The organism is Klebsiella sp. C349492, assembly GCF_042055345.1.
In the GTDB taxonomy this organism is placed as follows: Bacteria; Pseudomonadota; Gammaproteobacteria; order Enterobacterales; family Enterobacteriaceae; genus Klebsiella; species Klebsiella scottii.
Genome location: NZ_JANQCE010000001.1, coordinates 975,220 through 998,664 on the forward strand (window position 1 = coordinate 975,220; position 23,445 = coordinate 998,664).

Consider the following 23,445-nt stretch of genomic DNA (forward strand, 5'->3'; position numbering starts at 1 on the left):
GATTGTGAATGCGGGCTTAGAGTTGGGTTTTGTCGATATACCAGATCTTTTGCGCGTACTCGCGCACGGTGCGATCCGAAGAGAAGTAGCCCATGTTGGTAATGTTGAGCATCGCTTTTGCGGTCCACTCTTCCGGGGTTCGGTAGAGCGCATCCACCTTGTCCTGACAGTCAATATAGCTGCGGTAATCGGCCAGAACCTGATAGTGGTCGCCAAAGTTAATCAGCGAATCCAGCAGACCACGATAGCGGCCCGGCTCCTGTGGGCTGAACGCCCCGGTCCCCATCTGGGTCAGCGCCTGGCGCAACTCTTCATCCTGCTCGTAGTAATCGCGCGGCTGATAGCCGTTGCTGCGCAGCGCCTCGACCTCTGCAGCGGTATTACCAAAGATAAAGATGTTCTCCTCGCCCACGTGCTCCAGCATCTCAACGTTGGCGCCGTCCAGGGTGCCAATAGTCAGCGCGCCGTTCAGGGCGAATTTCATATTGCTGGTCCCGGAGGCTTCGGTCCCTGCCAGCGAAATCTGTTCAGAAAGGTCCGCGGCCGGAATGATCATCTGCGCCAGACTGACGCTGTAGTTGGGAATAAACACCACTTTTAGCCTGTCGCCAATCTGCGGATCGCCGTTGATGACTTTGGCCACGTCGTTAATCAGATGGATGATCTGTTTTGCCGTGTGGTAAGCGGACGCGGCTTTGCCGGCGAAAATCACCACTCGCGGCACCCATTCGGCCTGCGGGTCCGCCTTGATGCGGTTATAGCGGGTGATCACGTGCAGGACGTTCATCAGCTGGCGCTTGTATTCATGAATACGCTTAATTTGCACATCAAACAGCGCCTTCGGGTTGACCACCACGCCCAGCTGACGGGCGATATAATCGGCCAGCCGCTGCTTATTCGCCAGTTTGGCTTCGCTGACGGCCTGGTTAACCAGCGGATAATCCTGATACTCGCCCAGTTCGCTCAGCTGGCTTAAATCCGTACGCCAGGTCTGGCCGATATAACGGTCCAGTACCCCGGAAAGCGCCGGATTCGCGGCGGCCAGCCAGCGGCGAGGCGTGACGCCGTTAGTCACGTTGGTGAAGCGGCGCGGAAAGATTTTGGCGAAATCGGCAAACAGCGACTCCACCATCAGCCGGGAGTGCAGTTCCGACACGCCGTTAACCTTGTGACTGACCACCACCGCCAGCCAGGCCATCCGCACGCGGCGGCCGTTGGATTCATCGATAATCGAGGTCCGGCTCAGCAAGGCAATATCATCGGGATAGTGCTCCTGCATGGTTTTCAGAAAATAGTCATTAATCTCGAAGATAATCTGCAAATGGCGCGGCAGGATTTTCCCCAGCATATCGACCGGCCAGGTCTCCAGCGCTTCGCTCATCAGGGTATGGTTGGTATAGGAGAAGACCTGGCAGGTCACCTCAAAAGCGTCATCCCAGCTGAAGCTGTGTTCGTCGATCAGCAGGCGCATCAGCTCCGGGATCGACAGCACCGGATGGGTGTCGTTGAGGTGGATAGCAATTTTATCCGCCAGGTTGTCATAGGTTTGATACAGCTGGTAATGGCGGGTGAGAATGTCCTGCACCGTCGCCGAGACGAGGAAATACTCCTGACGCAGACGCAGTTCGCGCCCGGAATAGGTCGAGTCGTCCGGGTAGAGCACCCGGGAAACGTTCTCGGAATGGTTCTTATCCTCCACGGCGGCGAAATAGTCCCCCTGATTAAATTTACCGAGGTTAATTTCGCTGCTGGCCTGGGCGCTCCACAAACGCAGGGTGTTGGTCGCATCGGTTTCATAACCCGGGATAATCTGATCGTAGGCCACCGCAATAATCTCTTCGGTTTCCAGCCAGCGCGAGTTTTTGCCCTCATGCTGAATGCGCCCGCCAAAGCGGACGGTATAGCGGGTTTTATGGCGCTCGAACTCCCACGGGTTACCGTATTCCAGCCAGTAGTCCGGTGACTCCATCTGCCGGCCGTCGATGATGTTTTGCTTAAACATGCCGTAGTCGTAGCGGATGCCGTAGCCGCGTCCTGGCAACCCCAGCGTGGCGAGGGAGTCGAGAAAACAGGCCGCCAGACGACCGAGACCGCCGTTGCCCAAGCCCGGATCGTTCTCCTCATTAATCAGCTCTTCCAGATCCAGCCCCATTCCTGCCAGCGCCGTTTTCACATCCTCATAGATGCCCAGCGACAGTAAGGCATTAGAGAGGGTACGACCGATGAGAAACTCCATCGACAGATAATAAACCTGCCTTGCCTGCTGTGAGATCCGTGCCCGATGCGCCCGTAGCCAGCGCTCTACCAGCCGATCGCGCACGGCGAACAGCGTGGCGTTGAGCCACTCATGTTTATTGGCAAGTGAAGGGTCTTTACCAAGGATAAACATGAGCTTATAAGCGATAGCATGCTGCAGCGCTTCTTCATTCAGCCTGGGTGAAATATAACTTACGCGTGGTTCCATTTTTCTTATCCGTAGTAATTAAATAATGCGCTGATACAGCTGCTGGAAAGACTTTGCGGCAATCTGCCAGCTAAAATCCATGCTCATTGCCTGACGTTGCACGTACCGCCACAGCGATGGACGGGACCACAGAACAAAGGCCCGGCGGATGGCACGTAATAACGACGCTGTCTCGCTGTCGGTAAACACAAATCCGGTCGCGAGGCCGTCAGCAAGGTTTTCGAGAGAACAATCGGCGACGGTATCGGCCAGTCCGCCGGTGCGGCGAACCAGCGGCAATGTGCCGTAGCGCAGGCCATAAAGCTGGGTCAGGCCGCAGGGTTCAAAACGGCTGGGAACCAGGATGACGTCGGCGCCGCCGATCATCTGATGCGACAGCGCCTCGTCGTAGCCGATCCGGATACTCACCTGCCCGGGATATTGCGCCGCGGCGGCAAGAAAACGGGCCTGCAAATCAGGGTCCCCGGAGCCCAGTAGCGCCAGCTGCCCTCCCTGCTCAACTAACCCCGGCAGAGCGTCAAGGAGTAGATCCAGCCCCTTTTGGCTGGTCAGGCGACTGACTACCGTGAACAACGGCGCCCGAGCGTCCTCCTTCAGCCCCAGCGTCGTTTGCAGCAGTTGCTTGTTCTTCGCCTTCTCAGCCAGCGAGGCCGGGTCGTAATGCGCCGCCAGCAATGAATCGCTGCGCGGATCCCAGATGCTTTCATCGACCCCGTTAAGGATCCCCGACAGCCGCCCTTCTCGCTGACGCTGCCGCAGCAGCTCTTCCAGACCGAACGCATACTGCGGTTCGGTTATTTCACGGGCATAGGTCGGGCTGACGGTAGTGATATGGTCAGCGAAATAGAGGCCCGCCTTGAGGAAGGAGATCTGCCCTTTAAACTCCACTCCGTGCATCTGGAAGAATGCCCCCGGTAAAGCGATCTCCGCCATATGCCGGGCCTGGAACAGCCCCTGATAGGCAATGTTGTGCACCGTAAACACCGATTTGGCCGGGTTGCCCCGGGCGGCCAGATACGCCGGCGTGAGGCCCGCGTGCCAGTCATGGGCGTGGATGATTTCAGGTCGCCAGAACGGGTCCAGACCGCCGGCAAGCTCGGCCCCGACCCAGCTCAGCAATGCGAAACGTAGTACGTTATCGGGATAATCCTGCATCTGTTGGTCATGATAAGGATTACCCGGTCGGTCATAGAGATGCGGGGCATCAATCAGATAGATGCCCACGCCGTTAAAGTCGCCGAACAGCAGCGTCATCGGCCCGGCGAATGTCTCCCTGCTGGCTACCACCTGCGGCTCCTGTATCCCGTTGCGGATCGCCGGAAACCCTGGCAGCAGCACGCGGGTATCCAGCCCATCGGCAATTTGCGCCGCCGGGAGCGCGCCGGTGACGTCGGCCAGTCCGCCCGTTTTTAACAGCGGGAACATCTCTGCTCCTACATGTAAAACTTGCATGTATGCTCCTTATTATTCAGCCACAGAGACGACCCGCGACAGAGCAATATTGTCCCTGCCGCCGGACGCGCTTTTTCCGCAAATGGGCTCATACTTCAAGTCTTTCCAGCATTTCTTTGGTAACCAGAACGATACCCTCTTCCGAACGATAAAAGCGCCGCGCATCTTCAACGGCATTTTCGCCAATGACCATTCCCTCCGGGATCACGCAGCCGCGATCGATCACGCAGCGCCTTATCCGGCAAGAGCGGCCAATCCACACGCCCGGCAATACAACCGACGAATCTATATTACAGAACGAGTTAATCCGAACTTTGGAAAATAGAACCGACTGCACCACCACCGAGCCAGAAATAATACAGCCGCCGGAGACCAGAGAATTCATGGTCATGCCGTGGCTGCCGGAACGGTCCTGAACAAATTTGGCGCTGGGCAGCGATTCGACATAAGTACGGATCGGCCAGTTACGGTCATAAACATCCAGCTCAGGCACCACGGAGGCTAAATCAAGATTTGCTTTCCAGTACGCTTCAAGGGTTCCGACATCCCGCCAGTAGGGCTCGGCATTATTATCTGACTGGACGCAGGAGCGCGGGAACGGATGCGCATAGGCTTCACCTGCCGCCGTAATTCTGGGAATAATATCTTTGCCAAAATCATGGGTGGAGTGTTCATCCCGATCGTCTTCTGCCAGCAGCTGGTAGAGATATTCCGCGTCAAATATATAAATGCCCATACTGGCAAGCGAGCGGGTTTCATCGCCAGGCATGGTGGGCGGATGAGCCGGTTTTTCAACAAATTCAATGATCCTGTCATTCTCATCAACCGCCATGACGCCAAACGCTGTCGCCTCTTCTACCGGCACCGGCAGGCAGGCTACGGTGCAGCGCGCGCCTTTTTCGACATGATCGAGCAGCATCCGCGAGTAATCTTGTTTATAGATATGGTCACCGGCCAGGATAACGACATATTCAGCATCATAGCGGCGGATAATATCCAGGTTCTGCGTCACGGCATCCGCCGTACCTCGATACCAGTTCTCACCATGCACCCGCTGCTGCGCCGGTAATAGATCCACGAACTCATTCATTTCTTCATTAAAGAATGCCCAGCCCCGTTGAATATGCTGAACCAGTGAGTGCGACTGATATTGAGTAATAACCCCAATACGTCTTATGCCTGAGTTAATACAATTCGATAAGGCAAAATCAATAATTCTGAATTTACCGCCGAAATGCACCGCAGGTTTTGCGCGAATAGTAGTCAGGTCTTTTAATCGTGTGCCACGTCCTCCGGCGAGGATCAGGGCCACGGATTTAAGCGGTAACTGGCGCGACAGCATTAAGTTGTCAGTATATTCAATTTTACTCATAATTATGTCCTGCGATTAATGAAAAGCCATCAAAGAAAATAATGAAGAAAAAGCATTACTCTTCTGTAAATAAATGCAGAAGTGATCTCCTCGGGTAATAACTGGATTGCAGTAAATCAGCGCTCTGTTTTATTCGCCTTCAGATTCCCGTACCAGCCAGATGGTTGCCAGCGGCGGCAGGGTAAGCGAGAGCGAGTTCTCGCGGCCGTGGCTGGCGATCGCGTCGCTTTCCACCACTCCCCCGTTGCCGGTATTGCTGCCGTGGTAGTGCATCGAGTCGGTATTCAGCTCTTCGCGCCAGCGCCCCGGCTGGTTAATCCCGAAGCGATACCCGTGACGAGGCACCGGCGTGAAGTTGCTGGCGACGATAATCTCATTCCCGGCCTTATCGCGACGGACGAAGACAAACACCGAGCGCTCATGATCGTCCACGACCAGCCATTCAAAGCCGTAGCGGTCAAAATCAAGCTCGTGCAGCGCCTTGTGGCGGCGATAGGTATGGTTCAGATCGCGAACCAGACGCTGGACGCCGTGGTGCCAGTTGTCGCCGCCTTCCAGCAGATGCCAGTCGAGGCTGGCGTCGTGGTTCCACTCCCGCCCCTGGGCAAACTCGTTGCCCATAAACAGCAGTTTTTTACCGGGGAAGGCAAACAGCCAGCCGTAGTAGGCGCGCAGGTTGGCAAACTTCTGCCACGCATCGCCGGGCATGCGGTCCAGAATCGACTTTTTGCCGTGCACGACTTCATCGTGGGACAGCGGCAGGACGAAGTTCTCGGTGTAGTTGTAGAGCATGCCGAACGTCATCTTGTCATGGTGATGACGGCGGTGAACCGGATCGAGCTTCATGTAGTCGAGGGTGTCGTGCATCCAGCCGAGGTTCCATTTGAACCAGAAGCCGAGCCCCCCCGTCGAGGAGGGACGCGACACCCCGGCAAAGTCGGTGGACTCTTCGGCCATCGTTACCGCGCCAGGGGTCTGTTCGCCGAGAACGCGGTTGGTATTACGCAGAAACTCAATCGCTTCCAGGTTTTCCCGCCCGCCGTACTCATTCGGCACCCACTCGCCCTCTTTACGGCTGTAGTCGCGATAGATCATCGACGCCACCGCGTCGACGCGCAGGGCGTCAATGCCGAAGCGCTCAATCCAGTACAGGGCGTTGCCCACCAGGAAGTTGCTGACCTCCCGGCGGCCGTAGTTGTAGATCAGCGTATTCCAGTCCTGGTGATAGCCTTCGCGCGGGTCGCTGTGCTCATACAGCGAGGTCCCGTCAAATGCGGCGAGGGCAAAATCATCGGAGGGAAAGTGGCCCGGCACCCAGTCGAGGATCACGTTGAGGCCCGCGGCGTGCGCCGCATGAATGAAGTAGCGGAAGTCTTCGCGGGTGCCAAAGCGTCGGGTGGGCGCGTACAGCCCGGTTGGCTGGTAGCCCCAGCTGCCGTCAAACGGATGTTCGTTAACCGGCAGCAGCTCCAGATGGGTAAAGCCCATCCATCTGGCATAAGGCACCAGCTGGTCCGCCAGCTCGCGATAGCTCAGCCAGAAGTTGTTATCGGTATGGCGACGCCAGGAGCCAAGATGGACCTCATAAATCGAAACCGGCGCATCAAACTGGTTCGCCTGCTTGCGCGCCTGCGGCTGGGTAATTTTGTCCGGCAAACCGCAGATCAGCGAGGCGGTATCCGGGCGCATCTGCGCTTCAAAGGCGTAGGGGTCGGACTTCACCCGCAGGTGGCCGTGCGCGTCGATCATCTCAAATTTATACAGCTGGCCGTTCTGCGCCCCGGGCACAAACAGCTCCCAAATCCCCGACTCCTTACGCAGGCGCATCGGGTGGCGGCGGCCGTCCCAGTAGTTGAACTGGCCGACGACGGAAACCCGGTGGGCGTTCGGCGCCCACACCGAGAAGCGCGTGCCGGTGATGCCGTCCATCGTATCGGCGTGGGCGCCGAGGGTTTCATAGGGCCGCAGATGGGTGCCTTCAGCGAGCAGCCATACGTCCAGGTCCTGCAGCAGCGGGCCAAAGCGGTAAGGGTCATCAATCAGATTGAGCTGACCGTGCCAGGTAACGGCCAGCTGATAGCGGAAAGCATTTTTTCGACGCGGCAGAACGCCGCTAAAGAAACCGCGCGAGTCGAGGCACTCAAGCTTGCCGACTTTGCGTCCGGTTTTCGGTTCAATCACCCACACGTCGGTGGCATCGGGTAATAATGCGCGTACTTCCAGCCCGGCATCGGTGGCGTGCATGCCAAGCACGGAGAATGGATCGGAACAACGGCCTGCAAGAAGTGCTGAAATCACACTTTTATCATTATAATCAGACATGTCAGTCACCCTACTATCATCCTGCGGAAAGAATTAAAACGTCTCTTCCTGCTTTATTGATCCGGTAATATCCCGCAGCGATGCTACGCATCGAAATATCAACCCGTTATTCCAGAGCCTTAAGACATGTCGGTCGTCCACCAATATAGAGTGATTAACCTCCTGAAAAGTGAATTAAATGTGCCGTACGTATTTTGTATTATCTACCTTCAGAATAATTACTCCTGATTTTCTTTCTGTGAGTAAACACGCATTTCTAAATTAACGGAAAAGCAAGCAATGATATTATTACGCTCGTCACACTAACTTTTCGTGTTGGCATCCTGTGCCCACTCAGAAAGTAAATTTCGCCATGATGAAGCGGCACGATTTACCGAAGAACAGGCATGGTCGCGAGGACAAGAGAGGTCTATGGTTGTGGGGTTAGTCAGTCCCGGCGGGTATCAGACCTTTCTCATGCATTTAAATTTCGGGCAAAACTAATCATTGAGGTCGTGGGCGGCGTGAATCTCATGTTAGTTCTGGGCCCATGTTCATCGCCGCAGTTGAAGAATCATGAGAGCCAAAGAACTTCCCTTAAGCCCTGGTTTTCGGTGCTGCGCCTAATGCGCGGATATAGTCGCTTACCGGCACGGGTCGGGAAAAATAGTACCCCTGAAATATCTCTATCCCCAGGGCCCGCAGAACCTGCAGCTGATTATTATCCTCGACCCCTTCCGCAATGATGTGGCAATTAAACTTCTGCGCCAGGTTCACCATATTTTTAACGACCAGCGCCGAGGCCTCGTTCGTCCCGACGTTGGACGTGAAGACCTTGTCCACCTTAATGAACTCCGGCTGAAACTGCTGCAGGTAGCTGTAGTTCGCGTAGCCGGTACCAAAATCATCGAGGGAAAACTGCACCCCGAGCTGGCGGAGCTTCCCGGTCACCGCGTCAGTTTGCAGCGTGTTTTCGATCGATTCACGTTCTGTAATTTCGAGGACCACCCGAACGTCCGCGCCCTTTAGCTGCGACTTAAATCGTGTGCACAGCGCCACGATGTCATCGTCCTGGAAGTTAACGGCGCAGGCGTTAAAGCAGATATAAAGCCCTTCCGGCAGCAGCGACTCATGTTCACGCAGCTGGCGGATCGCCTCGTTGAAGCAGATGGCCGTCACGCCTTTAATCAGACCGGTTTGCTCGGCCACCGAGATGAATTTGTCCGGGGGAATAAAGCCGAGCTTCGGATGTTCCCAGCGCACAAGCACCTCTCCGCCGACAATCCGCCCCTGCTCACCTTCCACAATCGGCTGGATATAGGGCTTCAGCTGTTTATGCTGTATCGCTTTGCGGAGCATAAACTCTAACGTGCCGCGGTAGCCCAGATAGCTTCTGAATAACCAGGTCAGCAGCGCCGACACCACAAGAATGGCAATAAACAGGTTCTGCTCATAATGGATAAACGCGGAGAGGCCAGCCAGGCCGCCGCGGTCGGCAATGACGCTATATCGGAACTCCCCGGATTCGAGCGGCACCGGGATGGCGATACGCGCAGCCGTGCTGACCTGACCATTACGGTCCAGGTAGCGGTCTCCCACCTTCAAATACAGGTGCGAGTCGCCATCCAGCACCCGCAGGACGTTATACAGGTAGTAGCCGTCAATACCGATCAGCACGCTGTTGCCGCTTCGGTCCTGCAGAGTGTAGACAACCAGCGATTTGGAAGGCGTGATCTGATTGCCGCCCATCAGGATCAGCGAGCCGTCCGGATAGGCGGCCTGATTGAGGCTAAATGTCTTACCGCCAAAAACGGAGGTACAGTATATTTCATCACGCTTTGCCATGCTCACCGTCCTGACGTCCGGAATGGTGGCAACAATAGTGCGCAGGCCCGTCAATACTTCCTCGCCGCAGCTTTCGCCCAGATATCCTCTGGCGCGCTCGGCCGCCAGCTCGGCGTGGCCGAGCGTGACGTCGAGGCTGGTGATAGCCTGTTTCAGGCGGGAATGAATATCTTTATCCAGAGAGTACTGCATCTGCAGATAGCACAGCGCGATACCCAGACTCATAACCAGCAGGAAAAACACCAGAAGCAGAGGGCTATGGTATGCCGGAGGTCTTTTCATTGAGAGGTTCCAGTAAACGGTCTGAGCGGGAAGCTATTTTTTAACACCGGTACGCTTGTGGTAATGATAATTCAACGCATGAAAAATGTCCGCCCCCGCGGGCAAACGGAGCCACAACCGCTGATAAATCGTACTTTTCAGCCGAAAGCCAAAGGCATCACCGGCCTACGGCTGCCCCGCCTCCCGAGCGCGTTGAGCGTTTAACCCGCTTCGAATCAAATGCTGGCTTTCGCAACTCGCATATCACGTCCCGGCGGCGCGCCAAACATACGGGCATATTCACGAGTGAACTGCGGAATACTGGCGTAACCAACCGCATACGCCGCCTGTGCGATGCCCGTGCCGTCGGTCAGCATCAGATGGCGGGCGTGAATCAGGCGCAGCTGTTTCTGGAACTGGAGAGGCGAGGTCGTGGTGATAGCCCGAAAATGCTGATGGAACACGGAAACGCTCATGCCCGCCGCGCTGGCAAGTTCTTCAACGCTTATCGTGCGCGTAAAATCTTTACGCAGAATAGCGACCGCACGACTAATTCGCCCTGAATGGCTATTCACCGCGCCGAGGGCGCGAATCGCGGGGCCGTGTACGCTGCGGAGCAGCCAGTAATGCAGTTCACGTCGTAATCCGTCTCCCAGAATGGCCATCGCCTCCCGCTGTTCAAACAGCCTGGCCAGCCGATAAGCCGCGTCCGTAACCTCGGCATTGATCGGTTCAATCCCGACGCAGGGCGTATCCCCCTGCTCTACTGGCGCAGCATCCTGAAGCTCACGCAGGATCGCGGTATCCAGTTCCAGCACCAGGGAATAGTAAGGATGGCGCAGGCTGGCCTCGATAATCTGGCTGCTGGTCGGAACATCGGCGGCAATGACCATAGCCTCGCCCGGACCATATTCAAAACTCCTGCTGCCGGTGGTGACGCGTTTACGCCCCTGCAACAGCATCGCAATCAGAGGTTTGTTAATGGCCGCCTGTAATTCGGCGGGGTGTAAAGCCCGGATAATCGTCAGCCCCGAAACTGGCGTAACGACAAGCCCGTTACGGTCGGCATGAGCATCGGCATAACGGCGACAGAGATCGAACAGAGCAGTACGCATAACATCCTTTCAGGCAAGTTTTTAAGCGATAGTATGCGGTAATTCGCGGCAGAGCGAACGGCTAAAAGAGAAATGAGCAAAAAATAACAAGGATCGGGCAATTTGGACGGGCGGCCAGGTTCTATTGTAGGGACACCACCAAACAGAAAGGACATATCATGAGCAAAATCGCACTCATCACTGGCGCTAACCGCGGCCTTGGCCGCAACGTCGCGCTCGCCATTGCGCAACAGGGAGGCGATGTCATCGTCGCCTACAGAGGAAACGAGGACCAGGCTAACGCGGTTGTGGCAGAGATCCGCGCCCTTGGCCGCAAGGCGGTCGCTCTCCAGCTTGACGTGGCGCAGACGGCAAGCTTCCCGGCCTTCGCCGAAACGCTGCGCATACAGCTTGCCGAGGTCTGGGGGCGCGACACCTTCGATCGCCTGATTAACAACGCCGGTCACGGCGAGTTTGCCGCCGTGACCGATACTACCGAAGCGCAGTTCGACGGGCTGTTCAGCGTGCACGTCAAAGGGGTGTTTTTCCTGGTTCAGGCGCTTTTGCCGCTGCTGGCCGACGGTGGACGGATCGTTAATTTTTCATCCGGGCTGACCAGGGTCTCATATCCAGGATTTTCCGCCTACGCGGCGGCAAAAGCGGCGGTGGAAATGCTGAGCGTTTACATGGCGCGCGAACTGGGCTGGCGCGGCATTACCGTCAATACCATCGCGCCTGGCGCAATTGAAACCGATTTCGGCGGCGGACTGGTGCGCGACAACGCCGAGGTCAACGCCCGGTTTGCCGCCATGACCGCGCTCGGCCGCGTTGGCGTTCCCGACGATATCGGGCCGATGATCGCCAGCCTGCTGCGGGACGATAACCGGTGGGTGACCGCACAGCGTATCGAGGTGTCGGGCGGGCAGACCATCTAGCCCCTAACTCCTGCCAACAGGGTCTGGCCTCAGCGAGGCAGCTGCTGCTCCAGCGCCAGACCCGCCAGGCGTACGGTTTCCTGAAGACGCTCCAGGCTATCCCCCGCCCGCGCTTTCGCGGAAAGGCCGGCCATCAGGGTGCTGATAAAGTCTGCCAGTCTCACCGCATCCTGCGGATATCGCTGGGCTATATATGCCCGGATGTTATCTTCCGCGGCAGTATGCAATTCGCTCGCGGCCTCGCGCGCAGGGCGATCGTTGCAATGGATACCTTCCAGAACCAGGCACCCCGCTGCCGTCGGGTCGGCAACGTAGCGCCTGGCCGCCTCGTTCAACACATCGATCAGACATTGAGCCACCGAACGGTCAGCGCGCAGAAGTTCCGCAAAAGGAATCGCTCCGGTGTGGCTGTAGCGATCTAACACGCGGGTGTACAGGCCGAGCTTACTGCCAAACGCGGCATAGAAGCTGGGCGGATTGATGCCGAATGCCTTTGTCAGGTCGGCAATGCTGACCGCGTCATAACCCCGGGAATGAAAAAGATATTGCGCAATTTCAACGGCCTGCACCGGATCAAACTGGCGGGGACGCCCCGGGGTGCGAACCTGTTTTGTAGTACTCACTACATTACTCCTTGACAGCGTGATTTGCCGAAGCATATTGTAATCCTCACTACAATATCATGAGGAACAGGCAATGGCTGCATTTGAGAACAAATCGGTACTGGTTTTGGGCGGAAGTCGCGGTATCGGCGCGGCTATCGTGCGCCGCTTTGCTGCGGATGGCGCGTCGGTTGTCTTCAGCTACGCCGGATCGCCGGACGCGGCGGCGGAACTGGCGGCAGAAACCGGCAGCGTAGCGGTACGGGCGGACAGCGCCGATCGCGATGCGGTGATCAAGCTGGTGCGTGATAGCGGGCCGCTGGATCTGCTGGTGGTCAACGCGGGTATCGTCCTCTTCGGCGATGCGCTGGAACAGGACAGTGATGCCGTCGACCGTCTGTTTCGCATCAACATTCATACGCCCTACCATGCTGCGGTCGAGGCTGCCCGTAAAATGCCGGATGGCGGACGCATTATTGTTATCGGCTCGGTGAATGGCGATCGCATGCCCATCGCGGGAATGGCATCTTACGCCGTCAGCAAATCAGCTCTGCAGGGGCTGGCGCGCGGATTAGCGCGTGATTTTGGCCCGCGCGGGATCACGGTCAACGTCGTTCAGCCCGGCCCTATCGACACCGATGCTAACCCGGAGAATGGCCCGATGAAGGAGCTGATGCACAGCTTTATGGCCATTAAACGGCACGGGCGTCCTGAAGAAGTGGCGGGAATGGTCGCCTGGCTGGCAGGCCCGGAGGCTTCCTTCGTCACGGGGGCCATGCACACAATCGACGGCGCGTTTGGCGCATAATCGTTATAAAGGCCACCGCGTCGTGGCCTGCTACTCAATGCTCCGCAGATTTCACGCTGCTGAGCATTGATGTACCGGACGAGCCGGTGCTGACGACCAGGCCCGCGAGGATACGCCAGCTCTGCCAGGCGATGACCGGGCGGCAAGCGTAAAAAAAGATCCCCTTCCGCTGTGTTACTCGCCTTAAGTCGTAAATACACGCGTCCCGTAGTCCGCCCCGCGCTCGCCCTCTCAGACCGCGTTTACTCGTTGCCCCACTGATTCAGAAACTCCGCAATATCATCGATCCGCGACGCTGCGATCCCGGCCTCAGCGGCCAGCTCTTTCTGCGTGTTTTCGCTGATCTCTTCGTTCGCCATTAAGCGGGTAATCAGCGCCTGGAAATAGGCGGCCAGCGGCTGACGTTCTGATTCATTGACCGGTTTGGCTGATTCAGTCGCATACTCATCCACGATGTCATAAAATTTCAGCGGTATTTCATTGGTCATTACGTCTTTCCTCATGGCTTGATATTGATTGACTGAACTCCCGACGCGCAAACCTGCCGCTCTTATTCGGCGCAGGTTTACGGCCCGTCAGACGATTCTACCCTATAATTCACGGGCGCACGGCCCACAATATTAACCGCTCGGGGGCGGTTTTCCCGACAAGCAATATTACAGCGCCAGCATCATTTCATGCCACGCCATGCCGCCATGATCGGATGCCGACGGCTTGATATATTGAAAACCAAAGTGCGCGTAGAGATCGACGTGGCGATCCTTGCACATCAGATGAACGGTCTTCTTATTCATCGACCTCATCTGCGATAAAAATTCGCGCATCAGCAGAGATGAATAGCCCTTACCCTGGAAATCGGGGTGCACCACCACCGACATAATCACCACGTTGGGCGCGGCGGCATCGTGCCCGACCAGCTCCTTAAACTCTTCATCGGACATCACCACCTCCCAGGCGCAGCCTGCGTTGATGAAACCGACGATTTCACCCGCGATTTCCATACACAGGAAGCCTTGCGGATATCTGGCGATACGGGTCGTGATTTTTTCTAACGTCGCGGCTTCATCGCCTTCATAAGAGGTGATTTCAATCGCGTAGCAGCGATTGGCATCGGCGAGCGTAGCCTGGCGCAATACGGGGGTGGTCATTACCTGAACCTCTTTATACTCATGTGGTTGCGAGCATAATACACTTCAGGCGGCCGCTTTGCGCTGCATTCTCTACGCCACTGCGTCAGGCGGGCTTACTGCTCGGCCAGGTGGCGGTCAATAATTTGCTGGACCGAGCCGTCCTGCTGCCATTGCGTCAGCAGAGCAACCAGCCTTTCATACGCCGCGTCACTGCGCCGAGGAACGCAAATCGCCTGATTTATCTGACCGAAATTATCGGCCAGTACGCGCAAGCCGGCGTGCCCGGCGGCGGCACGTTCGAGAGGCTGGCGGATGCCCGCGGCCATATCCCCCTCGCCGTTGATAAACGCATCGATGGCCGCCTGCGATGAGCTCAGACGGTTGAGCGTGGCAAAGCGGAGCTGACGCGTCAGGTGCAGGTCGTAAGCCGCGCCCTTGCCGACGTTAATCACCACTTCCTCTTTATCCATCTCCGCGACGCTCTGCCAGCGGCTCCGCGCCTTGACCAGCACGGTACCCTGAATGGTGATGTAGGGCTGGGTGAAGCGCAGGGTTTCCTCGCGCTGAGGATCTATCGCCAGAAAGGCAATATCCCAGACGTCATTTTGCGCATCGTCCACCACCTTAGCCGCCGCCGGATAGGTGATAAACTGCGGCGTAGCCCCCAGCTCTGCCGCAATACGCCCGGCAATCTCCGGCGTAATCCCGCCCGGCTGCCCGTCCGCCAGCGTCTTTGCCAGAACGGCGTTGCCGAGGTTAATCGCAAAACGTATTGGTTTAGCGGCGCTCATGCGGTGTCTCCCTGAAGCGATAATATTGAGGTGCTGAATTTCACCGACCTGCCGGCTACCGGGTATTAAGCGCCTGAATCAGGCTAAATGCGGTTAGCGTCCCCAAAATATAGCCTCATTTAAGCGCGTCGGGCAGAGCCGCCGCCGCGCTATTTCGCTGAGAAATCGCGGATCGGTGTGCTGGATCGATTCTGATTCATCACCACTGGTTATTGATTTCTCTTTGCGCCTTGGATAAGGTTTGGCGACAAGGTGATGGTGTTCCACCTTTCCCAACCGCCGGCTCTGTCGAACCGGATGATGACGCCTGATGTACAATTATTGCTGTTCCCCTACGGGCATGTATGTCAGGAGTTGCTATGCACAATCAACGCGCTTTATCTCTGCCTCTTACCTCAGCGCAAGAGTCCATTATCCACGTCTTTGGCCATCGGAACCCTGACAGCGACACGATCTGCAGCGCGCTGGTTGTGGCCGACTGGCTCAACTATACCGCCAGGCCGGCGCGCCCTTTCCGTCTGGGGGAGTTAACCCCGGAAACGCGGTATATTCTGCAGGTTGCGGGGGTCGCACAGCCGGATTTACTCCACGACGATCTGACGAATAAAAAGGTCTGGCTGGTTGATTTCACCGACGTTGAACAAGGCCCGCTAACGCTCCCCGACAGCGATGTGATCGGCATTATTGACCACCATCGCGTGGGCACCATTGTGACCAAAAATCCGCCGGACGTTTGGATCCGTGCGGTAGGATGCTGCGCGACGGTTATTCTCACCATCCTGACGACGGAGAGCCCGATGCCGCTCAGCGCGGCCCAGGCGATCCTGCTGCTGGGAGCCATACTCAGCGATACGGTCGCCCTCAGCGGCCCCACCACCACGCCGCGGGACCGCGAGTCGGTGGCGATTTTGCGCGATATTGCCGGCGTTGATTACGACGCCTTCGTCGCCGGGCTGCTGGCGGCGAAAACCTCCCTGGAGGGCCAGTCCGCCGCGCAGCTGCTGCATCGCGATGCAAAACATTACCAGATCCACGGCGTCTCTCTCCTGTTAGCGCAAATTGAGGTTCGCGATATGTCGGATATCAACCCGCATTTGCCCGGACTGAAACAGGAGATGGAGCGAGCCAGGCGTGAAATGGGACTGGAGATGGTTGTTCTGATGCTAACCGACATTACCCATCGCCATTCCATCCTCTATTTTTCGCCCAACGACCTTATCCGCAGCCATCAGGTTTCTCTCCCGGGCATGACCAGCAGAAAAAAGGAGATCCTCCCGTGGCTGACCGACCGTCTCGCGTCACCTGATGAGTGATTTCGCTGAACGCAGGCCGCCCCGCTCACGGGACGGCGTGGGATTACACCTCGCGGCGGGAGACGTAATCTCGCGGGGCTTCGCCGGTGTAGATCTGCCGCGGGCGGTAAATACTCAGCGGCTCTTCATGCATCTCATTCCAGTGGGCCACCCAGCCCAGCGTGCGGCCGACGGCGGTTACCACCACAAACATTGACGAAGGCAGCTTCATCGCCTTGAGGATCGCTGCCGTATAAAAATCGACGCTGGGCGACAGGCCGTTTTCAATAAAGTAGGGATCGGTCAGCGCCACCTCTTCAAGGGCCATCGCCACCTGCAGCAGCTGGTCTGACATTCCCAGCTCCGCAAGCACCCGGTGACAGGTTTCGCGGAGAATAGCGGCGCGCGGGTCCAGGTGGCGGTAACGCGAGTTACCAAAGCCCAGGCGGCGGAACGCCTGCGGATCGCGCTTCGCCTTACTCAGAAAAACGGGCACCTGATCCACGGTTTCAATCTCTTCCAGCATCCGCATACTGGCTTCGTTGGCTCCGCCGTGCATCGGCCCCCACAGGGAAGCGAGGCCCGCCGCAACGCAGGCAAACAGGTTTGCCCCCGAGGAGCCGGCGGCCCGCACCGTGGTGGTGGAAGCGCACTGGCCGTGGTCGGCGTGCAGCACCAGAATCTGGTTCATCGCCTCCTCAATAACCGGATTCACCACATATTTCTCCGCCGGAACCGCAAACAGCATATGCAGGAAGTTCCCCGCATAGGAGAGATCGTTGCGCGGATATGGCGCGGGTTGTTCGATGGCGTATTTATAGCTCATCGCCGCCAGCGTCGGCATTTTTGACAGCAGACGCGTGGCCGCAAGGGCGCGGTGTTCAGGGTTTTCTACATCCAGCACATCATGGTAAAACGCCGCCAGCGCCCCAACCATCGCGCACATCAGGGCCATCGGATGGGAGTCGCGGCGAAAGCCGCTGCACATCCGCGACATCTGTTCATGCACCAGCGTGTGGCGGGTGATCGTATTGCGGAAAACCTGATAGCTGGCTTCATCCGGCGCCTCGCCCCGCAGCATAATATACGCCACCTCAAGGAACTCGCACTGCCGCGCCAGCTGGTCTACCGGGTAGCCACGGTGTAGCAGCGTGCTGTTTTCGGTATCAATATAGGAGATGGCCGACCGGCAGCCGGCGGTATTGGTAAAACCAGGGTCGAAGCTGCATAGATCTGACTGATTTAGCGCGCGGATATCAATGCCCACGCGGCCCAGAGTCCCGGAAACCGTCTCCAGGGGAATAGGCTGTTGCCCATCGAAAGTAAGCGTTAGCGGTTTAGTGGCCATCCTGTAAAGTTCCCCCTGTACAACAAGCGTGTCATAAACCTGAATCAATTTTTCAGGCGCAACCTTGAACATAGCCGCAGTGGATTCGCTATTCTTTGATATGAATAGCTAAAAGGGGTAATTATTGCCGCCACGAATCAATAACGCCCCATGATTCGTGACAGCGTCACCTGTCACACCATCCCCAGATAGGCGTTCCGGACCTCCGGATTGTCGAGCAGCTCGCTCCCGGTTCCGCTAAGCCGGATCTGGCCGTTAACCATCACGTACGCTCGATCGGAAAGCTTAAGCGCGTGGTGGGCGTTTTGTTCCACCAGAAATAGCGTCATTCCCTGCGCCGTCAGTTCGCGCAGTATCTGAAAGATTTGCTTCACCACCAGCGGCGCCAGCCCGAGGCTCGGCTCGTCGAGCAGCAGCAGCTTCGGCCTGCTCATCAACGCGCGGGCAATCGCCAGCATCTGCTGCTCGCCGCCGGAAAGCGTCATCGCCCGCTGCGTCCGCCGCTCTTCAAGCCGGGGAAAAAGCTGATACATGCGGCGCTTATCCTCTTCCTGATAGCGGCTGCCAATCGGGATGGTCCCCATCAGCAGGTTCTCTTCTACCGTCATATCCGCAAAAATACGCCGCCCTTCCGGCGCCTGAGCGATGCCGTTTCCGGCGATAAAATGGGTGGATTTTCGGCTGATATCCTCCCCACGATAGAGGATCTGCCCCTCCGCGATGCGCGGCTGACCAAAGATGGACATCAGCAGCGTGGATTTACCGGCGCCGTTGGCGCCGATCAGCGCCACCGTCTCTCCTTCATTGACCGTCAGCGAGACCTGGTTCAGCGCCTGAATCTGACCGTAAAAGACGTCCACCTGGCGAAACTCAAGCAACGGCTGACTCATACCGCAATCTCCTCTTCATCCGCGCCCAGATAAGCGGCGATAACGCTGATATTCGACTGGATCTCCTGCGGAGCGCCGCGGGCGATCACGTCCCCGCGGTCGAGGACGATAATATGATCGGAGATCTCCATCACCATCCCCATATCATGCTCAATCAGCAAAACGGTGATGCCGTGATGCTGGCGCAGAAAGCGGATAATTCGGCTCAGGGCGTGCGTCTCCGCAGGGTTCAGCCCCGCGGCGGGCTCATCTAAGCAGATCATCTCCGGGCCGGTGCACATGGCGCGGGCAATCTCCAGCCGCCGCTGCTGACCGTAGGAGAGCGTGCCGGCCAGCCGGTTGGCGCAATCCACCAGATCCACCACCTCCAGCCAGTAGAAGGCGCGGTCGAGGGCCTGATTTTCGGCCTTACGATAGCCGCGGGTGTTCAGGATGCCGGCCACCAGATTACGGTTTACCTGCATATGCTGGGCCACCAGCAGGTTTTCGATCACCGACATCTCGCGAAACAGGCGGATATTCTGGAAGGTCCGCGCCAGCCCGGCCCGGTTCACCAGATGCGTCCCGCCGAACATTTTGTAGTAGATCCGCGACCCCAGACGCGCCGGGTGGAGCAAATCATCGGGACGTATTTTTTGCCCGAGGACCTGAATCACGTCGGTCATCGCGGCACGGGCGTTGAGCACAATCGCCCCGCCCGTGGCGCGATAAAACCCGGTCAGGCAGTTGAAAACCGTGGTTTTCCCCGCGCCGTTGGGGCCGATCAGCGCGGTAATCGAGCCCCTTTCCACATCGAGGTTAACGTCGTTAAGCGCTTTGATACCGCCAAAATGCATCATCAGATGCTCTACCCGCAGAATGCTGTCGCTCATGGTGCCACTCCCTTGCGCACGGTAACCCCCATGCGGCTGGTTCGCACCAGCCCGCGCGGCCGCCAGATCATCATCAGTACCATCAGCACGCCAAACAGCAGGACGCGATACTCATCGAAACCGCGCAGCAGCTCGGGCGCGACGGTGAGCACAAAGGCCGCCAGCACCACCCCCAGCGTTGAACCCATGCCGCCCAGCACCACAATGGCCAGGATGAGCGCGGACTCAAAAAAGGTGAATGACGTCGGGTTAACAAACCCCTGGTAGGTAGCGAAAAAGACCCCGGCAATACCGGCGGTAGACGCGCCGAGCATAAAGGCCGAAAGCTTAACCAGCACGTGATTGAGCCCCATCGCGCGGCAGGCAATTTCGTCCTCGCGCAGCGCTTCCCACGCTCGGCCGATAGGCATCCGCGTTAAGCGGTGTTTGATAAACAGCACCAGCACCACCACCAGGCACAGCACGCCATAGATAAAGATAAACTTCAGGTTGGGGTTGTAGCTAACGTGCAGAAACTCATGGATCGGCACCCCGCCGTCTTTCGCCCTGCGCCCGAACTCCAGCCCGAACAACGTGGGCGCCGGCACGGAAACGCCGTTCGGCCCGCCGGTAAAGCTGACCCAGTTATTCAGCACCAGACGAATAATTTCGCCAAACCCCAAGGTGACGATCGCCAGATAGTCCCCGTGCATTCGCAGCACCGGAAAGCCGAGCAGCGCCCCCGCCAGCGCCGCCATGATGGCCCCCAGCGGCAGCATCGCCCAAAATCCGAGCCCCAGATACTGGTAGCCCAGCGCCAGGCCATAGGCGCCAATCGCATAGAACGCCACGTAGCCCAAATCAAGCAGGCCGGCGAGCCCCACCACGATATTCAGCCCGAGCCCGAGCAGCACGTAAATCAGCCCAAGAATGGCCACCGTCAGCAGATACTTGGTGGCGATAGCCGGAAAGATCGCCGCCGCCACCAGCAGCAGCGGCACGATCCAGCGCAGCCGCGAGCGGTAGCCGACCGGACGGACGTAGACCCCGTCATCGGCCCCTTCAAAACGGGCGATAAATTTGCGTCCGCCGCGGCTTTGCAGCAGCAGGCTCAGCAGCAGCCTGCCGGCCATCACCACCGCGACGATGACCACCACCCGCTGGGTGGAGAGTTCAAAACTGTAGCCTTTCAGCACAATGCCGACGATCGGTCCAAACACTATCAGCGCACACAGCCCCGCCAGAACGCTATCAATCAGGCTTTTTTTAATATCCAGCCCTTGCTTGCGCGATGCTTCACCCATGCTTTACCCCTTAAACCTTTACGACCATCGGACGACCCAGCAGCCCCTGAGGGCGAAATATCAAAATTGCCACCAGCAGAGCGAAGGAAAACACGTCTTTGTAATCAGAGTTCACCATCCCGGCAAACTGGGCTTCAGCCACGCCCAGCAGCAGACCGCCCAGCATCGCTCCCGGCAGGGAGCCAATCCCTCCCAGCACCGCTGCGGTAAAGGCCTTAATGCCAATAATGAAGCCGATATAAAAATCGAAGGTGCCGTAATTCATCGTCACCAGCACCCCGGCCAGCCCGGCCATCGCGGCGCCGATCATAAAGACCAGCGAGATAACCCGGTCGGTATTAATGCCGAGGATTGCGGCCATGCGCCGATCCTGCTGCGTCGCCCGGCATACCCGCCCCAGCCGGGTATGATTAATGACCCACGAGAGGATCATCATCCCCACCAGCGCGGCGACGAGAATAAATATTTTGGTCCACGTAATTTGCACCACGCCGTCGCCAACCTCGAAGCGCAGCACCCCCGTCAGCAGGGTCGGGATGCCCTGCTGGTTCGGTCCCTGGCTGATTTGCACATAGTTCTGCAGGATAAGCGACATGCCGATAGCCGAGATTAACGGCGCCAGGCGGGTTGAATTGCGCAGCGGCCGATAGGCGATACGCTCAATAGTCCAGCCGTAAACGCCGGTCACCACAATGGTGAACACCAGCGTGCCGAAGATCAAAACCGGAAAGGAGTGAATGCCAAACCAGGAGAGTAGCGCCAGGCCGATGGCGCAAAGGTAGGCGGAAACCATATACACTTCGCCATGCGCGAAGTTAATCATCCCGATAATGCCGTAAACCATGGTGTAGCCGATGGCAATTAATCCGTAAACGGCTCCCAGCGTCAGCCCATTAATCAGTTGTTGCAGAAAAAACGCTTCCATAGAAACCATCCTGCCAGTAAGCAGGCAGCGACCGGCAAAGCTCCCGCCGCGCGCTGCCTTCAGTAGTACGACGCCCTTTTTTATAGGGACAAAGAGTTCAGCAAACGGTTAAAGCTGGTGATACTTGCCCTTGTCATCCCATGCGTAGACCACATAATCCGACACCTTCAGATCGCCTTTACCGTCCCAGGCCTTTTTGCCCATAACCGTATCAACGCTGTGATTTTTCAGCCACTCGCTGGCCTTGGTGTTGTCGGCGCCCACCGCGTTATAGGCCGCGGCGATAGCCTGGATAGACGCGTAGGCGTACAGGGTATAGCCTTCCGGCTCGAAGCCGCTGGCGCGGAATTTCTCAATAACCGTTTTGCCCTCAGGAATGGTTCGCGGATCTTTACCAAACGTCATCAGTACGCCGTTGGTAAACTGCGGGCCGCCGGCGGTAGTCACCAGCTCCTCGGTAACGACACAGTCGCCGGAGAAGAATTTCGCCTGCAGCCCCTGCTCCCTCATCTGACGCACCAGCGGGCCGGCTTCCGGATGGCAGCCGCCGAAATAGACCACGTCAGGCTTCAGCGCGCCAATTTTGGTGACCAGGGCGTTGAAGTCTTTCTCACCCCGCGATAGCCCTTCGTACAGCACCTCTTTGGTACCGCGTTTTGCCAGCGCCGCGCGGGTGGCGTCGGCCAGCCCCTGACCGTAGGTGTCCTTGTCATGAATGACGGCTATTTTCTTCGCCTTCAGCACATCAAGCATATAGTCTGCCGCGATCGCCCCCTGCTGATCGTCGCGGCCGCACATACGGAACATATCCTTCATCCCGCGCTCGGTGATCAGCGGGTTAGTCGACCCCGGCGTAATCGTCAGGATCCCCGCCTCGTCGTACACTTCGGATGCCGGCATCGTCGATGACGAACAGAAGTGTCCGACAACCGCGGAAACCCCCGACTCATCAACCAGGCGGTTGGCTACCGCGACGGCCTGCTTCGGTTCGCAGGCGTCATCCCCCTGCACCAGCACAATTTTTTCGCCCTTAATTCCTCCCGCCGCGTTAATGTCTGCTACCGCCTGCGATGCCCCTTTCCAGTACTGAGCGCCATAGGAGGCATTAGGTCCGGTGAACGGCCCGGCAACGCCAATCTTCACATCCGCCTGTGCGCAAAATGCCACACTCATACAACCTGCAATCGCAAAATGAAGAGTCAACTTTTTCAGTTTCAGAGACATTCAGATATTCCTCAGCGATTTATAACCTGGCGCCATTAAATGGCGCGGAAAATATCACTTACCGTTTTGTTTGCCGAAGGCCGTTATCCAGCCGCAGCGGCTAAAGGTGGAAGAAGCAAAAATCCCGCCAGGAAGAAATGACATGACAGATCGCTTACTAATAGATGAGAGCAACGCGTAACAGCCGCGGTTACCGCCACCGACCAACGTGCATTTCAGGACAGGTCAGGAGATATGTTGCCATCACGTGGCGAATTGAGGACTGCGGCATCCGTTCCGACCCGCGAGCTAAACATAGTTGTTCTTTGCTGACGTTGCGCACTGGTCTGGTGCAAAAGTGCGAAAATGATCATGAGCGTGAAAAATTCTGTTGCAATATTGTGAACGAGATAGCAAGAGCGATTCTTTCGTCGCGTTGTTTTAATACGCAGTTAAAAAAATAGATTACGCCTGCGGCAATCGTAAAAAGCGCCGACCCCAGGCCCAGATAATTCCCCATACTAAGGATTGACTTAAATGCGCATAATACGAAAATGCTTCTTTTACGCGACTCACA

General features: G+C 57.3%; 19 protein-coding genes and 1 riboswitch. Of the genes, 3 read left to right on the top strand and 16 right to left on the bottom strand.

Translation table 11 applies throughout. From position 1 onward, the window contains the following. Window positions 1–16: 16 nt before the first annotated feature. From glgP to NWP14_RS04695, 6 genes are all read right to left on the bottom strand, one after another. Window positions 17–2,464: a glycogen phosphorylase gene (glgP, locus tag NWP14_RS04670; RefSeq protein ID WP_375214864.1), complete on the bottom strand. Its 2,448-nt coding sequence runs from the start codon at window positions 2,462–2,464 to the stop codon at window positions 17–19. Window positions 2,465–2,482: 18 nt separating this feature from the next. Next, window positions 2,483–3,916 (bottom strand): glycogen synthase GlgA, encoded by a 1,434-nt coding sequence (glgA, locus tag NWP14_RS04675; RefSeq protein ID WP_375214865.1) that lies wholly within the window; start codon window positions 3,914–3,916, stop codon window positions 2,483–2,485. 88 nt (window positions 3,917–4,004) lie between these two features. Further along, window positions 4,005–5,288 (bottom strand): glucose-1-phosphate adenylyltransferase, encoded by a 1,284-nt coding sequence (glgC, locus tag NWP14_RS04680; RefSeq protein ID WP_049100407.1) that lies wholly within the window; start codon window positions 5,286–5,288, stop codon window positions 4,005–4,007. A 129-nt stretch (window positions 5,289–5,417) separates the two neighbouring features. Next, entirely contained in the window at window positions 5,418–7,610 is a 2,193-nt protein-coding gene (glgB, locus tag NWP14_RS04685) for a 1,4-alpha-glucan branching enzyme (RefSeq protein WP_375214866.1), read from the bottom strand. A 576-nt stretch (window positions 7,611–8,186) separates the two neighbouring features. Further along, window positions 8,187–9,716, bottom strand: a complete 1,530-nt coding sequence (locus NWP14_RS04690) for an EAL domain-containing protein (protein WP_375214867.1) — start codon at window positions 9,714–9,716, stop codon at window positions 8,187–8,189. 215 nt (window positions 9,717–9,931) lie between these two features. Then, window positions 9,932–10,810 (bottom strand): AraC family transcriptional regulator N-terminal domain-containing protein, encoded by an 879-nt coding sequence (locus NWP14_RS04695; RefSeq protein WP_375214868.1) that lies wholly within the window; start codon window positions 10,808–10,810, stop codon window positions 9,932–9,934. Between the two features lie 158 nt (window positions 10,811–10,968). Here NWP14_RS04695 and NWP14_RS04700 point away from each other — a divergent pair, with 158 nt between their 5' ends. After that, the gene (locus NWP14_RS04700; protein WP_375214869.1) at window positions 10,969–11,724 is read left to right on the top strand and encodes an SDR family NAD(P)-dependent oxidoreductase; all 756 of its coding nucleotides are present in this window, start codon (window positions 10,969–10,971) and stop codon (window positions 11,722–11,724) included. A gap of 29 nt (window positions 11,725–11,753) precedes the next feature. Here the strand turns inward: NWP14_RS04700 and NWP14_RS04705 are convergent, their stop codons facing one another. Then, complete coding sequence (locus NWP14_RS04705; protein WP_375214870.1) at window positions 11,754–12,347, bottom strand: TetR/AcrR family transcriptional regulator; 594 nt, start codon at window positions 12,345–12,347, stop codon at window positions 11,754–11,756. Between the two features lie 73 nt (window positions 12,348–12,420). Between NWP14_RS04705 and bdcA the strand changes: the two genes are divergently transcribed. Further along, complete coding sequence (bdcA, locus tag NWP14_RS04710; RefSeq protein WP_375214871.1) at window positions 12,421–13,134, top strand: SDR family oxidoreductase; 714 nt, start codon at window positions 12,421–12,423, stop codon at window positions 13,132–13,134. Window positions 13,135–13,376: 242 nt separating this feature from the next. Here the strand turns inward: bdcA and NWP14_RS04715 are convergent, their stop codons facing one another. From NWP14_RS04715 to NWP14_RS04725, 3 genes are all read right to left on the bottom strand, one after another. Continuing rightward, a complete protein-coding gene (locus NWP14_RS04715) occupies window positions 13,377–13,622 on the bottom strand; it encodes a DUF2543 family protein (protein ID WP_095097878.1) in 246 nt (81 codons plus the stop codon). Between the two features lie 168 nt (window positions 13,623–13,790). After that, window positions 13,791–14,282, bottom strand: a complete 492-nt coding sequence (locus tag NWP14_RS04720; RefSeq protein ID WP_095097875.1) for a GNAT family N-acetyltransferase — start codon at window positions 14,280–14,282, stop codon at window positions 13,791–13,793. Between the two features lie 95 nt (window positions 14,283–14,377). After that, entirely contained in the window at window positions 14,378–15,055 is a 678-nt protein-coding gene (locus NWP14_RS04725) for a transporter substrate-binding domain-containing protein (RefSeq protein ID WP_375214872.1), read from the bottom strand. A 242-nt stretch (window positions 15,056–15,297) separates the two neighbouring features. Continuing rightward, window positions 15,298–15,372, top strand: a riboswitch (Fluoride riboswitch). Window positions 15,373–15,414: 42 nt separating this feature from the next. Between NWP14_RS04725 and NWP14_RS04730 the strand changes: the two genes are divergently transcribed. Next, window positions 15,415–16,368 (top strand): DHHA2 domain-containing protein, encoded by a 954-nt coding sequence (locus NWP14_RS04730; RefSeq protein ID WP_375214873.1) that lies wholly within the window; start codon window positions 15,415–15,417, stop codon window positions 16,366–16,368. A 43-nt stretch (window positions 16,369–16,411) separates the two neighbouring features. Here the strand turns inward: NWP14_RS04730 and NWP14_RS04735 are convergent, their stop codons facing one another. From NWP14_RS04735 to NWP14_RS04760, 6 genes are all read right to left on the bottom strand, one after another. Next, entirely contained in the window at window positions 16,412–17,695 is a 1,284-nt protein-coding gene (locus tag NWP14_RS04735; protein WP_346431501.1) for a citrate synthase, read from the bottom strand. Between the two features lie 173 nt (window positions 17,696–17,868). Then, window positions 17,869–18,585, bottom strand: a complete 717-nt coding sequence (locus NWP14_RS04740) for an ABC transporter ATP-binding protein (RefSeq protein ID WP_095097863.1) — start codon at window positions 18,583–18,585, stop codon at window positions 17,869–17,871. Beyond that, the gene (locus NWP14_RS04745; RefSeq protein WP_095097860.1) at window positions 18,582–19,457 is read right to left on the bottom strand and encodes an ABC transporter ATP-binding protein; all 876 of its coding nucleotides are present in this window, start codon (window positions 19,455–19,457) and stop codon (window positions 18,582–18,584) included. The genes NWP14_RS04740 and NWP14_RS04745 overlap by 4 nt, the downstream gene beginning before the upstream one ends. Further along, the gene (livM, locus tag NWP14_RS04750; protein ID WP_095097857.1) at window positions 19,454–20,740 is read right to left on the bottom strand and encodes a high-affinity branched-chain amino acid ABC transporter permease LivM; all 1,287 of its coding nucleotides are present in this window, start codon (window positions 20,738–20,740) and stop codon (window positions 19,454–19,456) included. Before livM ends, NWP14_RS04745 begins: the two co-directional genes overlap by 4 nt. 10 nt (window positions 20,741–20,750) lie before the next feature. Further along, complete coding sequence (locus NWP14_RS04755; protein WP_375214874.1) at window positions 20,751–21,665, bottom strand: branched-chain amino acid ABC transporter permease LivH; 915 nt, start codon at window positions 21,663–21,665, stop codon at window positions 20,751–20,753. Between the two features lie 108 nt (window positions 21,666–21,773). Then, on the bottom strand, window positions 21,774–22,832 hold the full coding sequence (locus tag NWP14_RS04760; RefSeq protein ID WP_331835750.1) for a branched-chain amino acid ABC transporter substrate-binding protein: 1,059 nt from the start codon (window positions 22,830–22,832) through the stop codon (window positions 21,774–21,776). Window positions 22,833–23,445 lie beyond the last annotated feature (613 nt).

What these genes read in the sequence shown, in the direction of transcription:
- NWP14_RS04715 (WP_095097878.1), bottom strand. Translation starts at nt 13,622, where the DNA reads ATGACCAATGAAATACCGCTGAAATTTTATGACATCGTGGATGAGTAT.
- livM (WP_095097857.1), bottom strand. Translation starts at nt 20,740, where the DNA reads ATGGGTGAAGCATCGCGCAAGCAAGGGCTGGATATTAAAAAAAGCCTG.
- NWP14_RS04755 (WP_375214874.1), bottom strand. Translation starts at nt 21,665, where the DNA reads ATGGAAGCGTTTTTTCTGCAACAACTGATTAATGGGCTGACGCTGGGA.
- glgA (WP_375214865.1), bottom strand. Translation starts at nt 3,916, where the DNA reads ATGCAAGTTTTACATGTAGGAGCAGAGATGTTCCCGCTGTTAAAAACG.
- NWP14_RS04745 (WP_095097860.1), bottom strand. Translation starts at nt 19,457, where the DNA reads ATGAGCGACAGCATTCTGCGGGTAGAGCATCTGATGATGCATTTTGGC.
- glgC (WP_049100407.1), bottom strand. Translation starts at nt 5,288, where the DNA reads ATGAGTAAAATTGAATATACTGACAACTTAATGCTGTCGCGCCAGTTA.
- NWP14_RS04730 (WP_375214873.1), top strand. Translation starts at nt 15,415, where the DNA reads ATGCACAATCAACGCGCTTTATCTCTGCCTCTTACCTCAGCGCAAGAG.
- NWP14_RS04695 (WP_375214868.1), bottom strand. Translation starts at nt 10,810, where the DNA reads ATGCGTACTGCTCTGTTCGATCTCTGTCGCCGTTATGCCGATGCTCAT.
- glgB (WP_375214866.1), bottom strand. Translation starts at nt 7,610, where the DNA reads ATGTCTGATTATAATGATAAAAGTGTGATTTCAGCACTTCTTGCAGGC.
- glgP (WP_375214864.1), bottom strand. Translation starts at nt 2,464, where the DNA reads ATGGAACCACGCGTAAGTTATATTTCACCCAGGCTGAATGAAGAAGCG.
- NWP14_RS04735 (WP_346431501.1), bottom strand. Translation starts at nt 17,695, where the DNA reads ATGGCCACTAAACCGCTAACGCTTACTTTCGATGGGCAACAGCCTATT.
- NWP14_RS04720 (WP_095097875.1), bottom strand. Translation starts at nt 14,282, where the DNA reads ATGACCACCCCCGTATTGCGCCAGGCTACGCTCGCCGATGCCAATCGC.
- NWP14_RS04700 (WP_375214869.1), top strand. Translation starts at nt 10,969, where the DNA reads ATGAGCAAAATCGCACTCATCACTGGCGCTAACCGCGGCCTTGGCCGC.
- NWP14_RS04725 (WP_375214872.1), bottom strand. Translation starts at nt 15,055, where the DNA reads ATGAGCGCCGCTAAACCAATACGTTTTGCGATTAACCTCGGCAACGCC.
- NWP14_RS04690 (WP_375214867.1), bottom strand. Translation starts at nt 9,716, where the DNA reads ATGAAAAGACCTCCGGCATACCATAGCCCTCTGCTTCTGGTGTTTTTC.
- NWP14_RS04740 (WP_095097863.1), bottom strand. Translation starts at nt 18,585, where the DNA reads ATGAGTCAGCCGTTGCTTGAGTTTCGCCAGGTGGACGTCTTTTACGGT.
- bdcA (WP_375214871.1), top strand. Translation starts at nt 12,421, where the DNA reads ATGGCTGCATTTGAGAACAAATCGGTACTGGTTTTGGGCGGAAGTCGC.